Source organism: Methylobacterium sp. FW102-HT35C08 (genome assembly GCF_058790235.1).
On record NZ_JBYTCL010000002.1, the window covers coordinates 1,864,180 to 1,880,129 of the forward strand.

At 68.7% G+C, this 15,950-nt stretch carries 12 protein-coding genes; 4 read left to right on the top strand and 8 right to left on the bottom strand.

The genetic code is table 11. The features are described from left to right. Positions 1-3: 3 nt before the first annotated feature. The 5 genes from flgG to AC3WSN_RS08900 form a co-directional block, all read right to left on the bottom strand. A complete protein-coding gene (gene flgG / locus AC3WSN_RS08880) occupies positions 4-792 on the bottom strand; it encodes a flagellar basal-body rod protein FlgG (protein ID WP_492537377.1) in 789 nt (262 codons plus the stop codon). A 101-nt stretch (positions 793-893) separates the two neighbouring features. Continuing rightward, entirely contained in the window at positions 894-1,226 is a 333-nt protein-coding gene (gene fliE, locus AC3WSN_RS08885; RefSeq protein WP_238195642.1) for a flagellar hook-basal body complex protein FliE, read from the bottom strand. Then, a complete protein-coding gene (flgC, locus tag AC3WSN_RS08890) occupies positions 1,226-1,642 on the bottom strand; it encodes a flagellar basal body rod protein FlgC (RefSeq protein WP_238195641.1) in 417 nt (138 codons plus the stop codon). The genes fliE and flgC overlap by 1 nt, the downstream gene beginning before the upstream one ends. Next, positions 1,639-2,025 carry a flagellar basal body rod protein FlgB gene (flgB, locus tag AC3WSN_RS08895; protein WP_492543053.1) on the bottom strand — a complete coding sequence of 129 codons (387 nt, stop codon included), beginning with the start codon at positions 2,023-2,025 and terminating at the stop codon, positions 1,639-1,641. The genes flgC and flgB overlap by 4 nt, the downstream gene beginning before the upstream one ends. 381 nt (positions 2,026-2,406) lie before the next feature. Next, entirely contained in the window at positions 2,407-3,090 is a 684-nt protein-coding gene (locus AC3WSN_RS08900) for a response regulator transcription factor (RefSeq protein ID WP_492537380.1), read from the bottom strand. Positions 3,091-3,617: 527 nt separating this feature from the next. On the opposite strand from AC3WSN_RS08900, the gene AC3WSN_RS08905 reads away from it, so the two are divergent. After that, positions 3,618-6,092: a heparinase II/III domain-containing protein gene (locus tag AC3WSN_RS08905; protein WP_492537382.1), complete on the top strand. Its 2,475-nt coding sequence runs from the start codon at positions 3,618-3,620 to the stop codon at positions 6,090-6,092. A 238-nt stretch (positions 6,093-6,330) separates the two neighbouring features. Next, entirely contained in the window at positions 6,331-7,575 is a 1,245-nt protein-coding gene (locus AC3WSN_RS08910; protein ID WP_492537384.1) for a KpsE/RkpR family capsule polysaccharide export protein, read from the top strand. Positions 7,576-7,669: 94 nt separating this feature from the next. Here AC3WSN_RS08910 and AC3WSN_RS08915 read toward each other — a convergent pair whose 3' ends face one another. The 3 genes from AC3WSN_RS08915 to AC3WSN_RS08925 form a co-directional block, all read right to left on the bottom strand. Next, positions 7,670-11,620 carry an ATP-binding protein gene (locus AC3WSN_RS08915; RefSeq protein WP_492537386.1) on the bottom strand — a complete coding sequence of 1,317 codons (3,951 nt, stop codon included), beginning with the start codon at positions 11,618-11,620 and terminating at the stop codon, positions 7,670-7,672. Positions 11,621-11,837: 217 nt separating this feature from the next. Further along, the gene (locus tag AC3WSN_RS08920; RefSeq protein ID WP_192709100.1) at positions 11,838-12,431 is read right to left on the bottom strand and encodes a TadE/TadG family type IV pilus assembly protein; all 594 of its coding nucleotides are present in this window, start codon (positions 12,429-12,431) and stop codon (positions 11,838-11,840) included. Next, a complete protein-coding gene (locus AC3WSN_RS08925; protein WP_284202035.1) occupies positions 12,425-12,919 on the bottom strand; it encodes a TadE/TadG family type IV pilus assembly protein in 495 nt (164 codons plus the stop codon). Before AC3WSN_RS08925 ends, AC3WSN_RS08920 begins: the two co-directional genes overlap by 7 nt. Before the next feature lie 544 nt (positions 12,920-13,463). Between AC3WSN_RS08925 and AC3WSN_RS08930 the strand changes: the two genes are divergently transcribed. After that, on the top strand, positions 13,464-14,828 hold the full coding sequence (locus tag AC3WSN_RS08930; protein WP_492537389.1) for a pilus assembly protein TadG-related protein: 1,365 nt from the start codon (positions 13,464-13,466) through the stop codon (positions 14,826-14,828). A 54-nt stretch (positions 14,829-14,882) separates the two neighbouring features. Further along, entirely contained in the window at positions 14,883-15,920 is a 1,038-nt protein-coding gene (locus tag AC3WSN_RS08935; protein ID WP_492537391.1) for an HD-GYP domain-containing protein, read from the top strand. Positions 15,921-15,950: the final 30 nt, after the last annotated feature.

The following is a 15,950-nucleotide window of genomic DNA, read 5'->3' on the forward strand; positions in this document are numbered from 1 at the left end:
ATGTTAGCGAAGGCCCTTCGAGACCGTGCCGGCCATCTCGTCCGCGGCCTGGATCACCTTCGAGTTCATCTCGAACGCCCGCTGGGCTGAGATCAGGTTGGTGATCTCCCGGACCGGATCGACGTTGGACATCTCCAGATAGCCCTGGTTGAGCTTGCCGAAGCCGGGGTCGGCGGCGAAGCCGGTTACGGGCAGGCCCGAGGCCGGGGTCTCGCGGTACAGGCCGTTGCCTAGGGGCTCGAGCCCGGCATCGTTTGTGAAGTTGGCGAGCTGAAGCTGGCCAATCGTCTGCGGCAATTGCTGCCCATCGACCTTGACCATCACTTGGCCGGTCTCGTTGATCACCACATCGACCGCGTTCTGCGGGATGATGATCGCCGGATCGACGCTGTAGCCTTCCGCGGTGACGAGGCGTCCGTCCGCGTTCTTGTTGAAGGAGCCGGCGCGCGTGTAGTTGATCTCGCCGTTCGGCATCGTCACCTGGAACCAGCCGCGGCCGTTGATCGCCAAGTCGAGCGGGTTCGTCGTGTTGGAGAGCGGACCCTGTCGGTGCAGGTTCCGGATCGCCGTGTTGCGAACGCCAAGTCCCAGCATGGCGCCTTCGGGAACCGCCGATTCGCCGGCCTGGATCGGCACGCCCGCCGGGCGTTCCGCCTGGTAGATCAGATCCTTGAACTCTGCGCGGGCCGCCTTGAATGCCGTCGTGTTCAGGTTCGAGATGTTGTTGGCGATGACTTCCACGTTCAGCTGCTGGGCGTTCATGCCCGTAGCCGCGATGGCGAGCGCTCTCATGATCGGATCCTTGCGCCGAAGCGGAATGTGCGTGTGGTCGGGGAGTTTGCGGCGTGTCCCGCCGGGAAAGGCGGGCTTCTGCAGGTGGAGCGGGCGCCGCTTCAGATCGTCATGCGGACGATTTCGAGGTAGGCGGCAACGACCTTGTCGCGGATCGCGACGGCGGTCTGGAGCGTCTGCTCGGCCGACATCACCGCCTCGACCACGGCCTGGGTCGAGGCCTTGCCCTGGATCCCGGAGATCGCGGCCGCCTCGCCGGTCTTCACCGTATCGCGCATCTGCCCGGCCATCTGCGTCAGGAGATCGCCGAAACTGGAGACGGACGCCCCCGGGTTCGTCTGCCGGACTCCCGGCATCGACAGGCCGAGTTCGGACGCGCCGAAGACGGAGTTCTTGTCAGAGACACTGGTGAGGGCGGCGAGGGACTGGATCATCACGGCCTCAGAAGTTCGATGATGCTGGCGATCATCGAGCGGGTCTGCTTGATCATCTGCAGGTTGGCCTCATACGAGCGGTTGGCCTCTCGCATGTCGGCCATCTCGATCAGCATGTTGACGTTCGGCAGCTTGACGTTGCCGTCGGCATTCGCGGCCGGGTTGCCGGGATCGTACTCGACCCGGAACGGCGCCTTGTCCTCACCGATCTGGCGCACGGCGACCGCCGTGGTCCCCGAGGCACGATCGAGCGCCGTACGGAATGTGATCGTCTTGCGGGTGTAGGGATCCGACCCGGCGGTCTGTCCGGTCGACTGCGCGTTCGCGATGTTCTCCGCGATGACCCGCATGCGCTCGGATTGCGCCTCCATGCCGGAGCCCGCGATCCGCGAGGAGGCGGCCAGGGGATCGATCATTGTCCGGCCTTCACGCTCAGGGCCAGCATCCGGTTGAACGCCTTAACCACACTGCCGTTGAGGGCCTGATCACGGCTCACCTCGCCGGACTTCATCAGCTGTTCCTCGATGCTGACCGAGTTGCCGGAATGGACCACATCCCAGCCCTGTGAGGCGCCCGCCCGCGCCGGGCGCGCGCCGGGACCCTCGCTCTCAAGATGGCCGGCACGGGTCGCCGCCATCGTCAGCATCGTCTTGTCCAGCAGATCCCGGAACGGGGTCAGATCGCGCGCGCGATACCCGGGCGTGTTGGCGTTCGCGATGTTGCCCGAGATCACGGCCTGACGCGCGGTCAAGTGCTGCAGCTGTCGGGATGCGAGATTGAACAGAAAGACTGGGTTCATGACCTGTCGGTTTCCCGTCTTAGCAAAGTCTGCGGCAGAAGCCGTCCCGTTCGGTTGGAACATGCTCCTGATCGACGCGTTGGTTTCGCCGTCGAGTCCGTGGCAACAGTTTCCTGTCGGCGGATCTTTGCGCGCCCTGTCTTGTCCGAAGCTTGCGCGAGCGGTCTTCCGGGCGCCTCGTACCTTGCGGCTGTGGCGCCCGCCGATGTCGCTGGCGAGCATCGCCGACGGACGCGGTCGCTGGCGCGTCGCAGCGGTGGCGCAGGACGTGGCTCCGACGGGGGGCGCATCCCTGGGAGCACTCGCAGCCGGGGGGGCGCCTGATCCGGCCGGTCGATCGTGCCGAGCACTCAGGCGAGCCCGACGGCCGGCCCCGAACGGTCAGTTGACGAAGGCATATCCGAGATAGCGCCGGACCTCGATTGGATCGAAGCTCAGCTTCTGTCGGAGCTTCTTCCGCAGCTTGCTGATGTGGCCCTCGATCACGCTCTCATCCACGTCGCTCGTGAACGCGCCGTAGACCGCGTTGAACACCTGTTCCTTCGTCATCCGGCGTCCGCGGTTGCGGACTAGGAACTCGAGGATCTGACGTTCGCGACGGGGCAGTGTCATCTTCTCCCCGTCGATGTCGGGGTCGCGCCCATCGAAGTACACCTTCAGCCGTGCGGACCGATCGATCACCGTCGTGTCCTTCGCGGCCTCGCGCTGCGATCGGCGCCACACCGCTTCGGTTCGGGCGAGAATTTCTCGGACGTGAACCGGCTTGCGGACGACGTCGTCGATGCCGGCGCCGAAGAGATTCAGCGTCTCGGTCAGGCAGCGCGTCTCGATCATTGCGATGATGGGTGCGCGGGACCGCTTGTGGATCAACTCCGGCAAGTCCGGCCGCTGCTCGCAATCGCCCAGCAGGAATCCCTGGACCGCATCCAGATCGGTCGCAGGCGCCGTCTGCAGCCAGTCTTCGAAATCGCCGCCCAGTAAACCGACGGACGTGATGCCTTCTCTGCTGAAGTTGGCAACGTATCCATCGGTTACTATCGGTCGCGCATCGACAATGACATACATTGTCACAAGACTCCGTCGATATTAAAGTTCCGCGAGCTGTCTTATGCAGCCGCGATGAAAGTTGTTTGCTCGGCTTTCCTCACATGCCGTAAGCAGGAGATTGGGTCAACGGTTCGGTACGAGTCTCGACGATGTGATTTTTTCTGACAGGCGCGTCAAAAACTCAAACTTCGTGGCGGGATTGATCTCATTTTTACAGAAATTGTTTTCAAAATTCGGAGGCCTGGAGACGATGGTGGGTCGCAATTCGGAGGATCCAAGGTGATCTTTTCCCAGCTCTTCCGCCCTGATGCTGCAACATCCTCTCAGGCCTCATGAACGATCGTTCCGCCTCCATGCCGGCCGCAGTGAGACACGATGCGGGCTCGGTGAGCACGATCGGCGCCGATTACGTCGTGGGCAGCAGGAATCGCTGGTCGCGCGTCATGTTAAGCTTTGAGCGCCTGACCGCCGGTCAATGGTATGAGTTTAGCGCATATGTGGTTTGCGACGGTGCCGAGTCGGTCTCGGATGCCAGGGACTTCGCGATGCTCGGCGTCGTGTTCCTGTCGCAGGACGGATCGGAGATTGATTTCGCGCGGGTGCCCGGGCTGGCCCGGACCTCGATGGATGCGCATGGCGACTGGCTCGCCGGGCCGGCCTGGGAGGGCGGCGCGGGTGCCCGCGCCGTCTCCGTGCGCCGCTGCTTCTACCTGCCGGCTCCCGCCGCCGGGGTGGCCGTGGTCATCCGGAGCTGGCGCAACGCGCACCCCTTCCGAATCATTGGTCCCGAGATCCGGCCGGCCGGCGCGAGCGCGTCCTCCGCAGAGGACGCGGCCGCTGACGGGGCCGCTCCACCGCGGGGCCGGCTGGCCCAGGACGGACGGATCGACCTCGGTCCCCATCCTGTCTGGTTCCGGCATGGCCTCGTCCCGGGGCGCCCGCTCGTCTTCCGGGGGCAGGTGATCGCGCAGGGGCGGACGGAGGGCGCCCTGGCCCAGATCTGCTTCCGCGATGCCGGCGGCAGCCCGATCCCGCCCCCCTACCCCGACACCCTGTCCACGCTGTCGGTTCCGGCCTTCCTGGACATCCCGGTCCACCGACAGGCCTACCGCTTCACCCTGAAGGTCTCTCCGCCGCTGCAGGCTGCAACCCTGGAGATCGGCTTCGGGACCTGGGAGGCGGATCCGGGTCTCGCGCTGGCGGCCGCGCCCGACGCGCTTCTCGACGACGACCTGCGCCTGGCGAATCTGACGGACGACGCGGATCCGGGGGCCGAGGCGGTCCTGGCACGGCTGCTCGGCCGCCTCGGCCCTCTTCACGACGGCGGTGTCGGGGCGGGATCGATCCGGCCCTACCTCGATGCCGCCCTCCTGGCTGAGCGGCCGTCGCCCCTGCGCAGCTTCGCGCGCCTGCGGGACGGGGCCGAGGCCTGCGTCTGGGCGGAGGGAGCCATCCGCCTCGCATCCCGGCCGGCCTGGCCGCTTCCGGACGTCCCGGATTGGGCGGCCGACCCGTTCCGGTCGCAGGCGTGGCGCCTGGCGTACCAGTCCCTGGACTGGACCTGGGGCGCTGCCGAGAGTCCGGAGCGCGCGGTTCGGGAGCGCGCGGTCGCCATCGCCGTGTCCTGGTCCCGCGCGAACCCTTGGGGCCAACCGGCGGATTCGCTGAGCCAGCATCCCGCCTGCACGGCGCGGCGCCTGGAGGCGCTGCTGAGCCTCCTGCAGGCGGCGGCGCGTGACGCGGCCGGCGCGAATGGGCGCGCGATCGATATCCTGGGCGGCGAGGTCGTGCGTCACGCCGTGGCTCTGGCGGAGATCCTGGCGCAGCACACGGTGGCAGGCTCGCTTCTGGAGCTTCAGGTCGCAGCCGCTCTGCTGGCGGCCGGTCTGGCCCTCCCCGCCTTCCCGATGGCGCGGCACTGGACGGCCCTCGCGGTGCTCGCCCTGCAGCGCGGCTTCGAGGCGATGATCGACCCCGACGGCGCCGTCGCGGAGGCCTCGTATCACCGGAGCCTCGAGATCCTCACCCTCGCTCTGGTCCTCATCCCCATCCTGAAGGCCCGGCCGGATCTGACGCCGCTGGCCGGGATCCTCGACGCGCGCGTGCCGAAGGCCTGGGCCGGGATGGTCGCCCTGTTCGAGCCGGACGGTGCCCTGCCCCCCTTCGGCGACACGCCCGGCCACCCCGACCGGTATCGCTGGCTGGAGCGGGTGGCCGCCGCGCATGACCGGCCCGGGATGGCGGCGCCCGACTTCGGGCGGGCGGGCGACGGATGGCCCCGCGCCGCCGGAGCGAGCCGGCCCGGAACCCTCATCGTGCGCCGGTCGGGGGACGGGGCGGGCTGGTCCGCCTTCACGGCCGATTTCTCCGAGCAGGTCGACCCACAGGATCACCGGGACTGCACCTCCTTCACCTTCGCCACCGGCGGCCTGCGCTGGATCACCGAGAGCGCGGGCCAGCACCTGGCGACGGCGCGGGCGCACAATGTCGCCATCCCGGACGGCCGGGAACCGGGTGCGGGGGCGGGCTTCGCGCGGGCGGCCTTCCGCTTGGGCGATGCTGTCGTGCACTGCATCGAGACGCAGGTGCACGGGCCCGATTACCGGCATGTCCGGGCCTTCGTGCTGCTGGACGATCTCTCGGGTCTCGCCGTGTTCGATCGCTTCCGGGCGGGACATCGCCCGCTCACAGCGGAAGGCTTCCTGCACTTCGACGCCGGGGTCACGGTCGCCCTCGCCCCGTCCCGGCGGATCTTCGGCCTGCGCGATGAGAGGCGTCTGCAGATCGTGCCCCATGCGATCAGCGGCCGACTCGACGACTTGGCCTTGAGCCGGGCCTCGTTCGGCCCGCGGGGGAATCACGGGGCGCCAGCCGGACCGGTCCTGCGCTACGGCCTGTCGGGCACGGGCATCCTGGCCGGGGGCCTGCTGATCGCGTCATCCGCGGGCGGCGTGAGCCGGCTCGCGGCCGCGATCGAGGAGGAGGCATTCCGGCGCGCCCTGACGGACGGACTGTCGTAGGGCCGGATGCGGGCCGATAGCCCGACCTCACCAGACCATGTCACAGGCGGGCGGTCGTCCTGAGACAGGCTGGAGCTTCCCAAGGGTGAATCGACCCGCGCCGGGGCGGGCGCGAGGCCGGAGTTGCGGGCGTATCACGGACATGCTTTCGCCGCCTGTCCGTGCCACTGACCCCGGCAACGTCCCGGACGCGTCCGGGGATCGCGGGCAGGACAGCTCCACAGTCGAGAAGCAGGCGATGAACATGCAGGCTCGGAGAGCCGAGGGGCGGCTTCTCAAGGCTGCCGATCGGCAGAATGGGATTTCGCAGTCGCTGCGGCAGATCGCGCGGGTGCCCGGACTCGCGGAACGCAAGAAGGGCGTCCGATCCTACCAGAGCCACATCAAGAGCGATCCCTGGCTTCCGATCCTGTTCGTCCTCTGCTTCGTGCTGCCGACGCTGGCCGGCGGTCTGTATTATGGCCTCCTGGCCTCCGACCGCTACGTCACGGAGGCACAGTTCGCGATCCGACCCATGTTCGGGACGGCCGACAAGGCCACGCCCGACGCGGTCGGCACCAATGCCGGCGTTCCGAAGGAGATGATCGCCCAGGATACGTTGATCGCGCAGGAATACATCCTGAGCCGGCCGATGCTGGAGGCGATCGAGGCGCAGCTGCCGATCCGCACGTGGTTCAGCAGCGACAGCATCGACTATCCATCCCGTCTCAACCCCGACAAGCCGATCGAGAAGCTCCTCCGTTACTGGAAGCGGCGCGTCAGCGTCGACATCGAGTCCGGCACCGGCATCATGACGCTGTCCGTCGAAGCCTTCGATCCGGACGAGTCGCTCGCGATCACACAAGCCGTGATGGCGGAAGCCGAGCGGATGGTGAACGAGCTGAGCATCAAGCCGCGCCAGGATGCGGTGGACGAGAGCGCGCGCGAGCTGAAGCTCGCCGACGAGCGCGTGGCGGCGGCGCGCGCAGCCCTGAACGCGCTGCGCAATCGCGAGGGTGTGCTGGACGCGGTGAAATCGAACGAGGTCACGCTCAAGACCGTCTCCGAGCTTCAGCTGTCCCGCGCCAAGCTGTCCATCCAGCTCGCAGTCCTTCAGCGCGACCTCAACCCCGAGGCGCGGCCCATCGTCGATCTGAAGCAGCAGATCAAGGATCTCGACAACAACATCGCGCGCATCCAGCGGGAGCTGGCGACCGTCGATCCGGATCAGAAGCGGCGGCTCTCGAACGCGCTGACGCAGTCCGAAGCCCTCGAAAGCAAGCGCACCTACGAAGAGAAGTATCGTGAGCAGGTGCGCTTGGCGTTCGAGCGCGCGCGCATCCTCGCGGCCCAGAAGGCCGAGGCCTTCGTGCCCATCGTCCCGGCGATCAGGGCCCAATCCGCCACCGAGCCGCGACGGATCCTGATGACCAGCCTGATTACCGCCGCTGCAGCGATGGTCTTCGCCGCGGCGATGTTTGCCCGGAAGTTGCTGGCGCATTGAGCCGCGGCCAAGCGCTGTGGGCGTCCGGTCAACGGGCGGCCGCTTCGCCGCCCGTGCGGCTGCAGCCAGCGCGGCCGGAGCCCGGCGCCGCGACTCACGGACCCGCGATAATCTCGCGGATCCGCGCCCCCAGCGTCTCGATCACGAACGGCTTGGTGAGCACGGCCATGCCCGCCGCCAGCTGGCCGCTGCCGAGAGCCGAGGTCTCCGCGTAGCCGGTGATGAACAGAACCTTCAGACCGGGCCGCTGCGCGCGCGCGGCATCGGCCATCTGGCGGCCGTTCATCCCGCCCGGCAGGCCGATATCCGTGATCAGAAGGTCGATCCGGACGTCCGATTGCAGCACCTGCAGGCCTGACGCGCTGTCGGTGGCCTCGATCGCCGTGTAACCCAGCTCGTCCAGCACCTCGGTCACGAGCATGCGCACCGTCGGCTCGTCGTCGACGACGAGAACCGTCTCCCCCTGCTCGGCGCGCGGCGCCTGCGTGACGCTTGAGGGCGCTGCCTCAGCGTCCGCGCGCCCATCATGGCGCGGCAGGTAAAGGCATACCGTCGTGCCCTGCCCGATCTCCGAGGTGATGCGGACCTGCCCGCCGGATTGCTGGGCGAAGCCGTAGATCATCGAGAGGCCGAGGCCTGTGCCCTGGCCGATCGGCTTGGTGGTGAAGAACGGCTCGAAGGCCTTGGCCATCACGTCCGGCGCCATGCCGGTGCCGGTATCGGTCACGCACAGGCTGACATACGGGCCGGGTGCCAGGTCGCGTTCCCGGGCCGGGCCGGGATCGAGCCAGCGGTTGGCGGTCGCGATGGTGATGCGGCCGCCGTCCGGCATCGCGTCGCGGGCGTTGATGCAGAGGTTGAGGAGCGCGTTCTCCAGCTGGTTGGGGTCGACGAGCGCGGCCCAGAGGTCGGCCGCCTCCGTCACCGCGACGGCGATGCCGGGTCCAACCGTGCGCCGGATCAGGTCCTCCATACCGGTGATGCGGTCATGGACGTTCGTCGGCTTGGGATCGAGCGTCTGGCGGCGCGAGAAGGCGAGCAGCCGGTGGGTCAGGGCGGCGGCCCGCTTGGCGGCGCCCTGCGCGGCCGCCATGTAGCGGCCGATATCGTCGAGCCGGCCCTGGCCGATGCGGGTCTGCATCAGCTCAAGCGAGCCGGAGATGCCGGCCAGCAGATTGTTGAAGTCATGGGCCAGGCCGCCGGTGAGCTGGCCGACGGCCTCCATCTTCTGGGCCTGGCGCAGGGCATCCTCAGCCTTCAGCCGCTCGCCCACCTCCTCGGTGATGCGCTGCTCCAGGCGCTCGTTCAGCGCCTGCAGGGCCTGCTCGACGTGCCGCTGCTCGGTGACGTCGATGATCACGCCCGCCAGCCGCCGGCCCCGCTCGGGCTCTGACGAGAGCCTTCCCATGGCCAGCACGATGCGCTCCCGGTCGCTGCCGGTGACGCGGTACTCGGCCTGGTAGGGGGTCGAGGTCGCGATGGCCCCGGCGATCGCCTCCTGCACGCGGGACCGATCCTGCGGGTGGATGCCCGCCACGAAGGCGGCGAGCGGCAGCCCGGCGGCTTCGGCCTCCGCGCGGTTCACCCCGAACAGCTCCGCGATCGGCCCGAGCACGGCCACGGTGTCGGTGTCGATCTCCCATTCGAAGATGCCGACGCCCCCGGTCGAGAGCGCCATGGAGAGCCGGTCCTGGCTGATGCGGAAACGCTGCTCGCTGGCCCAGATCGCCCGGCTGGCCTCGCGGCGCATCTCGGCCATCTGGATGTTCGCGTTGACCCGGGCGAGGAGTTCGCGGGCCGCGAAGGGCTTCACGAGGTAATCGTCGGCCCCGGCATCGAGACCCTCGATCTTGGCCTCCTCGCCGGCGCGCGCCGAGAGCATGATCACCGGGATTCCGGCCGTGCGGGGCTCCTGGCGGATCGCCCGCAGCAATCCGAAGCCGTCGAGCTTCGGCATCATCACATCCGTCAGGATCAGGTCGGGCGGCGCCGCTGCGGCGGCGGCGAAGGCCTCCGCACCGTCGCCCACGGCCGTCACCCGGTAGCCCTGGCCTTCGAGCAGCCGCGCCACGTAGCTGCGCATGTCGGCATTGTCGTCGGCGAGCAGCACGTCCTTCCCGGCGCCGACCCGGAGGGCCCCGTCGGGGGTGATCGCGCCGAGCCCGGCCGTCGACAGCGCACCGGCGGTCTCCATCGGCGCGGCCTCCGGCAGCCACCGCAGCGCCTCATCCAGGTACTCGTGCGCGCGCACGACGGCGGTGGCCGCATCCGCGCGGTCGCGGACCTGAGCGGCCGGGAGGTGGGCGCGTCCCAGGGGAAGAACGACCGTGAAGGTCGTCCCCTGGCCGACGATGCTCTCGACCGTGATCTCGCCGCCGTGGAGCCGGACGAGTTCCGCCACCAGCGCGAGCCCGATCCCGCTGCCCTCGAAGCTGCGCCCGTGCGCGCCTTCGACCCGGTAGAAGCGCTCGAACAGGCGGGGGATCTCGCCGGCCGGGATGCCGATGCCCGTATCGGCGACCGAGACGCGGGCCGATCGCCCGTCTGCCGCGGGTTCGGTCGTCACCCGGATGCCGCCGCTGAGCGTGAACTTGAACGCGTTGGAGAGGAGATTGAGGACGATCTTCTCCCACATCTCCCGGTCGATGTAGGACGACAGCGGCAGCGGCTGGCAGCGGACGTCCAGCTCGAGACCGGCCCGCTCCACGGCCGAGCGGAAACCGGAGGCGATCTCGGCGGTGATCGCGCCCAGATCCACCGGCTCGAAGGCGGCGCGCACGCGGCCCGCCTCGATCCGCGAGAAGTCGAGCAGGCTGTTGACCAGCCGGAGCAGGCGCGTGCCGTTCCGGTGCGCGAGCTCGACCTGGGCGCGCACGGCCGCGCCGGCCGTGCCGCTCGCCAGCACCTCCTCGAGGGGGCCGAGCATCAGGGTGAGCGGCGTACGGAACTCATGGCTGACATTGGAGAAGAACGCGGTTTTGGCCCGGTCGAGCTCGGCCAAGGCCTCGGCGCGCCGGCGCTCTTCCTCGTAGGCGTCGGCGCTGGCAATGGCGGCCGAGATCTGGCCCGCCACGAGGCTGAGGAACGCGCTGTAATCCGCGTCGAACAGCCGGTAGGGATTGAGGCCCACGATCAGGACGCCGCCGCGTCCGGTGTCGCTGCTGGCGGGGACGGGCAGGAGGGCTGCCCGCTCGGACGGGCGATTCCAAATTCCGGTCGCGCCGCCGAGGCCGGCCGCCTCCAGATCTGCGACGACCGACACCGTGTGGGTTCGCGCCACGGACCCGATCGGCCAGGGGCCGGCCGCATCGAGGGCGATCCGGTCGCCGGGGCCGGCCGCTCCTGGGGCCAGGCCGACCTTGGCGGCGAGTTCGGCCACGTCCTGCCCGGGCTCGATGACGTAGAGCAGCGCGAAGGTGATGTCGTGCGGATCGCGCGCCAGGGCGGTCGCGCTGCGCTCGCAGGCGGCCCGCCAGGACCGGGCCTGCACGGTCTCGGCGGCCAGCTCCCGCAACAAGGCGAGCTGTCGGTCGCCCACGACCCTGTGGGTGTCCTCGCTGTTGGCGCAGATGATCCCGCCCGGCTGGCCGTCGTCGCCGGGGATCGGGCTGTACGAGAAGGTGTAGTAGGTCTCTTCCGGATAGCCGTTGCGCTCCATGATCAGGAGCTGCTCCTCGACATAGGTCCCCTCGACGCCGCCCATGGCGGTCGCCAGCAGGGGGCCGATATCGGCCCAGATCTCGCGCCAGACATCCGCGGTCGGCCGCCCCAGGGCGTTCGGATGCTTCCCGCCGATGATGGACTTGTAGGCGTCGTTGTACAGGAAGGTCAGGCCGGGCCCCCAGCCGATCCAGATCGGCTGCCGCGAGGTGAGCATGATGCGCACCGCGGTCTTGAGGCTTTGGGGCCACGCGGGCGCCGGGCCGAGCGGTGTGGCGGCCCAATCATGGCCGCGGATGAGGGCCCCGAGCTCGCCTCCCCCCGCGAGGAAACTGAGTTCCGGATGGCCTCCGGAGGGCGGAAGATCGGCCAATGCGGTGTTCACGGGCTCGGGCTGCGGCAATCCAGGCGTTTACGAGGGATCGCGCGGGCGCGCCAGCGTGATCGGGGTCGGCTCTCGCCCCGGCGTGACGGCGCGCCCGGCGCGGGCCCGCGCGCTCACAGGACGTCAGCCCGCGGGTCGAGACCGTCCGCCTCTGCCGAAGGTCCGGGTTCCGGACCGGGCATGGCGATTCCCGCGACGCGTCACTTGGGACAGGGCTTTACTTGGGACAGGGCTTTCCACTGGGCAGAACGATCTCGCTCTGCCCGTTGTAGATGTCGCCGCCCCGTACGGGCCATGTCCTCTTGTACCGGAACGTCCATCCGACGAGCGACGAGAAGACCGGGAAGATCGGGCGATACGGCATCGTCACCTCCGACATCACGAAGCGGTCGCCGGCCCGGTCCAGGCCGGCCGGCGGAAGGCCGAGGGACGATCCGGCCAGACGGGCCTGCCCGTTGGATTGGGCGCTCGAACAGACCTGCGTCGTGGCCGCGGCGCCGGTCTGGGTCTGGTACGTGCCCCCCGCCGTCAGGACGATGCTCGCGCGGGATACATCGTACGGGTTGGCGATCGCCTCCAGGGCCGCGAAGACCGGTGACAGGTCCGTGTAGTTGCCGCGGGAGATCAGGTCGGCCATCGTGGCCGTCGCGTTGTCGAGGCGCTTGCCGATCATGTAGGCGCGCGGCAACTCAATCGAGGCCATGAACATCAAGAGCAGGATCGGCGCGATCAGGCTGAACTCGACGGCGCTGACCCCGTTCCGGCTGGCGGTGAAGTCGATCAGGCCGGTGCGCAGACCACCGCTCAGCACGGTTTCGGCTCGTAATCCTCGGCCCGGAAGATCTCCGTCGTGACCAGCATCTGCGACTTGTCCGACATGATCCGGCCCGTGAAGTCCATCACCTGAAACAGGCGCATCACCGGGACCGCGACGCGCACCGTCACGGTGTCGCCGCCCTGAGGGCAGTCGAAACGCGTGCCGAACCCAACCGTCCAGGTCTTCTTGGTCCGGTCGAACGGCTCCGTGGGCTTGGTCGCGGCGAACGAGGCTGCCCGCGAGACGTCGAGGCGCAGATCCGTGCAGGGGAACAGGACCGAGGGCCCGCTGCAGACGATCTTGCGGAAGCGCTGGCTCGGATCGCTGCCGTCGGCGGCATCCTGGAAGATCCCCGTCCGCAATTGACGGACGCCCCGGTCCACCGCCATGTCCAGCGTCTGCTGCTCCAGGGCGACGAGACCGGATTCCGCGACGACGCCCAGCAGGGCCAGGAACGGGGCCGCGAGAAGCGCGAACTCCACCGCGGAGGCGCCGCCCCGGTGACGGGCGAAACGCCCGACGCGAAACCGCGGATGCACCCGCGCACGCCGCGCGTCAGAGGAAGCGACCGGGATGCCTCGTCCGGGGCCAAGAGCCGGGATCGCGAGACGCCTAAGGATGCCTGTCATACGCGGGAACTCTGCAGGTCGTGCGCCGGCGCCGTCTCTTCGCAGGGCACGATCTCGGGCGAGTTTGCCGGCTGCCCGTTTAGAAAGCGTTCCAGACAGCCAATAATCGTCCGGCTTTCAGAGGGGCGCGTGGTAAAACTTCGCTTTGCCCACAAGCAGCAGCATTAGTTCCGCCAGCCACAAGGACAAGACAGAATAACATGCATCAACTCTGGCAACAATTTAAGGTTGCTTAGCGCGGCGTTGACCATATCCCCGCGGGCGTGGCGGGGATCCCCGCCGATCGGAACTGGCCTGCACGCACTGTGGCCCGGCGCGACGAATTCTTTAAGGGGCCGCCTGATAATGCAGAGCGTCAGCCCGTCCCGAGGACACGATCATTTCCTACCTGCGGCGCATGCTCCTGGGCTTGGTGAGCGCCCTGCCGAACCGGTCCGGCAGCGTGGCGGTGACCTTCGGCCTGAGCGCGGTTGTCCTGCTCGGCCTTGTCGGCGGCGGCATCGACTACGCGCGCGTCGCGTCGCGCCGTGCGCAGCTGCAGAACGCTGCCGACGTGGGCGTGCTGTCCGGTGGAAACACCATGAAGCTTGCCGCGTCCAGCATCGCCGCCGTGCAGGGCGTGACCGAGCAGGCCATCCGCACCAATGCGCCGTCGTCGCCCGACCAGCCGTTCACGGTGACCGTGGCGGTGGCGAGCGACAAGACCAGCGTGGCAGCGCAGGTCCAGGACACGGTGAAGCTCGCCTTCGGCCCCTTCCTCGGCATCCGTTCACAGACCATCTCGGTCCGCGCCAAGGCCAGCGTCGTCGGCAAGATGCGGCTGTGCATGCTTACCCTCGACCCGTCGGCACCGGGCGCCTTCAATCTGCAGAAGAACGCGCAAGTCACCGCCAACGGCTGCTCGCTCTACTCCAACTCGACCAACCCGACCGGCATGGTCGGCGGCGACAGCTCGCTGGCGCGGGCCGACACCATCTGCTCGGCCGGCGGTTATCTCGGGGTTCGCGCGAACTTCGCGCCGCCGCCGCAGACCGGATGCCCGGTGATCGCGGATCCGCTGCTGGGCCGAGCCAACCCGCCGGTCGGCGCCTGCGCGAGCCTGCCCTTCCCGTTCAACCTGCTGCCGCTCACCCAGATGCAGACGATCGACAAGGACGTCACGCTCGATCCCGGGACCTACTGCTTCGGCCTCCAGATCAAGAAGAAGGCCGTGGTGACGATGCGGCCCGGCATCTACGTGTTCAAGGACGGGCCTCTGATCGTGAAGGACAATGCCACGCTCACCGGCACGGATGTCGGCTTCTACTTCGTGGGCGACAAGGCAGGCCTGCTCTTCGACAAGAAGACGACCGTCAGCCTGACGGCGCCGACCACCGGCGACATGGCGGGCTTGCTGATGGCCGAGCAGACGACCGTCTCCAACCCGATCGATCCGGCCCTGGGCCTCATCGACGATGTCACCGGCCTGCTGCTGCCGCCGACGCCGCCGCCGCTCGGCCAGACGAAGCCGATGCGGATCTACCGGATCATCAGCAACAACGCCCGCACGATGCTGGGCACCATCTACCTGCCGGCTGGACGCCTCGTCATCGATGCCGACAAGCCGGTGGCGGATCAGTCCGCCTACACCGTCGTGGTGGCGCAGCAGGTCAATCTCTACGAGGGGCCGAACCTCTACCTCAACGCCAATTACGACGCGACGAGCGTCCCGGTGCCCAAGGGCGTGGGACCGATCAGCGGCAAGCTGCTGATCACGCAGTGAGTGGAGTGATGATGCCGGGCCCGCACCGATGGACAGTCGCCGGGGAGTGACGCGATGCTCGCTCTGATCCTCGACGATTCCGAGATGAACAACCTGCTGATGCTGCAGGCGCTGAAGCCCGTGGCCGACTGCGAGCCCGTAGCCTTCACCTGCCCTCGGGCGGCGCTCGACTTCCTGCGGGCGCATGTCGACCGGATCGGCGTCGTCGTCACCGATTACGACATGCCCGGCCTGACCGGTCTCGAGGTCATCGCGGCCGCCCGGGCGGTGCCGGGCTTCGCGCATGTGCCGATCGTCATGGTGACGAGCCTCGATCAGCGCAGCCTGCGTCATGAGGCCCTACGCGCCGGCGCCACCGACTTTCTCGGCAAGCCCTGCGATCCGGTCGAGATCCAGGCGCGCATCACCAACCTGATGCGGATCAGCACGGCGCACCGGCAGGAACAGGACCGCACCGCCTGGCTCGCCCGCGAGGTCGCGGCCGCGGTCTCGGTGATCGAGGCGCGCGAGCACGAGATCATCGCCCTGCTGATGCGCGCCGCCGAGCACCGCGACACCGATACCGGCGATCACATCGCCCGGGTGGCGGGCTATGTGGGCGTGATCGCCCGGAACCTCGGCTTCGAGCTCGCCGCGGTCCAGACCCTGAAGCTCGCCTCCACGATGCACGATGTCGGCAAGATCGGGGTCCCCGACTCGATCCTGCTGAAGCGCGGGCCACTCTCCGTCGACGAGCGCGCCGAGATGGAGAAGCACGCCGAGCGCGGGCGCCGGATCCTGGAGGGCAGCAGCTCCGACGTCGTGCGGCTCGCCGCCGAGATCGCCGAGAGCCACCACGAGCGCTGGGACGGCACGGGCTATCCGAAGGGCCTCAAGGGCGAGGCGATCCCGCTCTCCGGCCGCATCGTGGCGGTGGCCGACGTGTTCGACGCCCTGGTGACGGAGCGCCCCTACAAGACCGCGTGGCCCCTCGAGCGCGCGCGGGCCTTCGTGGCCGATCAGGCCGGCCTCCATTTCGATCCGCGCTGCGTCGAAGCCTTCCTCTCCGGCTGGGACGAGGTGGAGCAGACCTGGATCCGGGCCGCCGCCTGATCCGACCCACCGCCTCCCGCCCTCCCCTCG

What these genes read in the sequence shown, in the direction of transcription:
- flgB (WP_492543053.1), bottom strand. Translation starts at nt 2,025, where the DNA reads ATGAACCCAGTCTTTCTGTTCAATCTCGCATCCCGACAGCTGCAGCAC.
- fliE (WP_238195642.1), bottom strand. Translation starts at nt 1,226, where the DNA reads ATGATCCAGTCCCTCGCCGCCCTCACCAGTGTCTCTGACAAGAACTCC.
- AC3WSN_RS08900 (WP_492537380.1), bottom strand. Translation starts at nt 3,090, where the DNA reads ATGTATGTCATTGTCGATGCGCGACCGATAGTAACCGATGGATACGTT.
- AC3WSN_RS08935 (WP_492537391.1), top strand. Translation starts at nt 14,883, where the DNA reads ATGCTCGCTCTGATCCTCGACGATTCCGAGATGAACAACCTGCTGATG.
- flgC (WP_238195641.1), bottom strand. Translation starts at nt 1,642, where the DNA reads ATGATCGATCCCCTGGCCGCCTCCTCGCGGATCGCGGGCTCCGGCATG.
- flgG (WP_492537377.1), bottom strand. Translation starts at nt 792, where the DNA reads ATGAGAGCGCTCGCCATCGCGGCTACGGGCATGAACGCCCAGCAGCTG.
- AC3WSN_RS08930 (WP_492537389.1), top strand. Translation starts at nt 13,464, where the DNA reads ATGCTCCTGGGCTTGGTGAGCGCCCTGCCGAACCGGTCCGGCAGCGTG.
- AC3WSN_RS08905 (WP_492537382.1), top strand. Translation starts at nt 3,618, where the DNA reads ATGCTCGGCGTCGTGTTCCTGTCGCAGGACGGATCGGAGATTGATTTC.
- AC3WSN_RS08910 (WP_492537384.1), top strand. Translation starts at nt 6,331, where the DNA reads ATGAACATGCAGGCTCGGAGAGCCGAGGGGCGGCTTCTCAAGGCTGCC.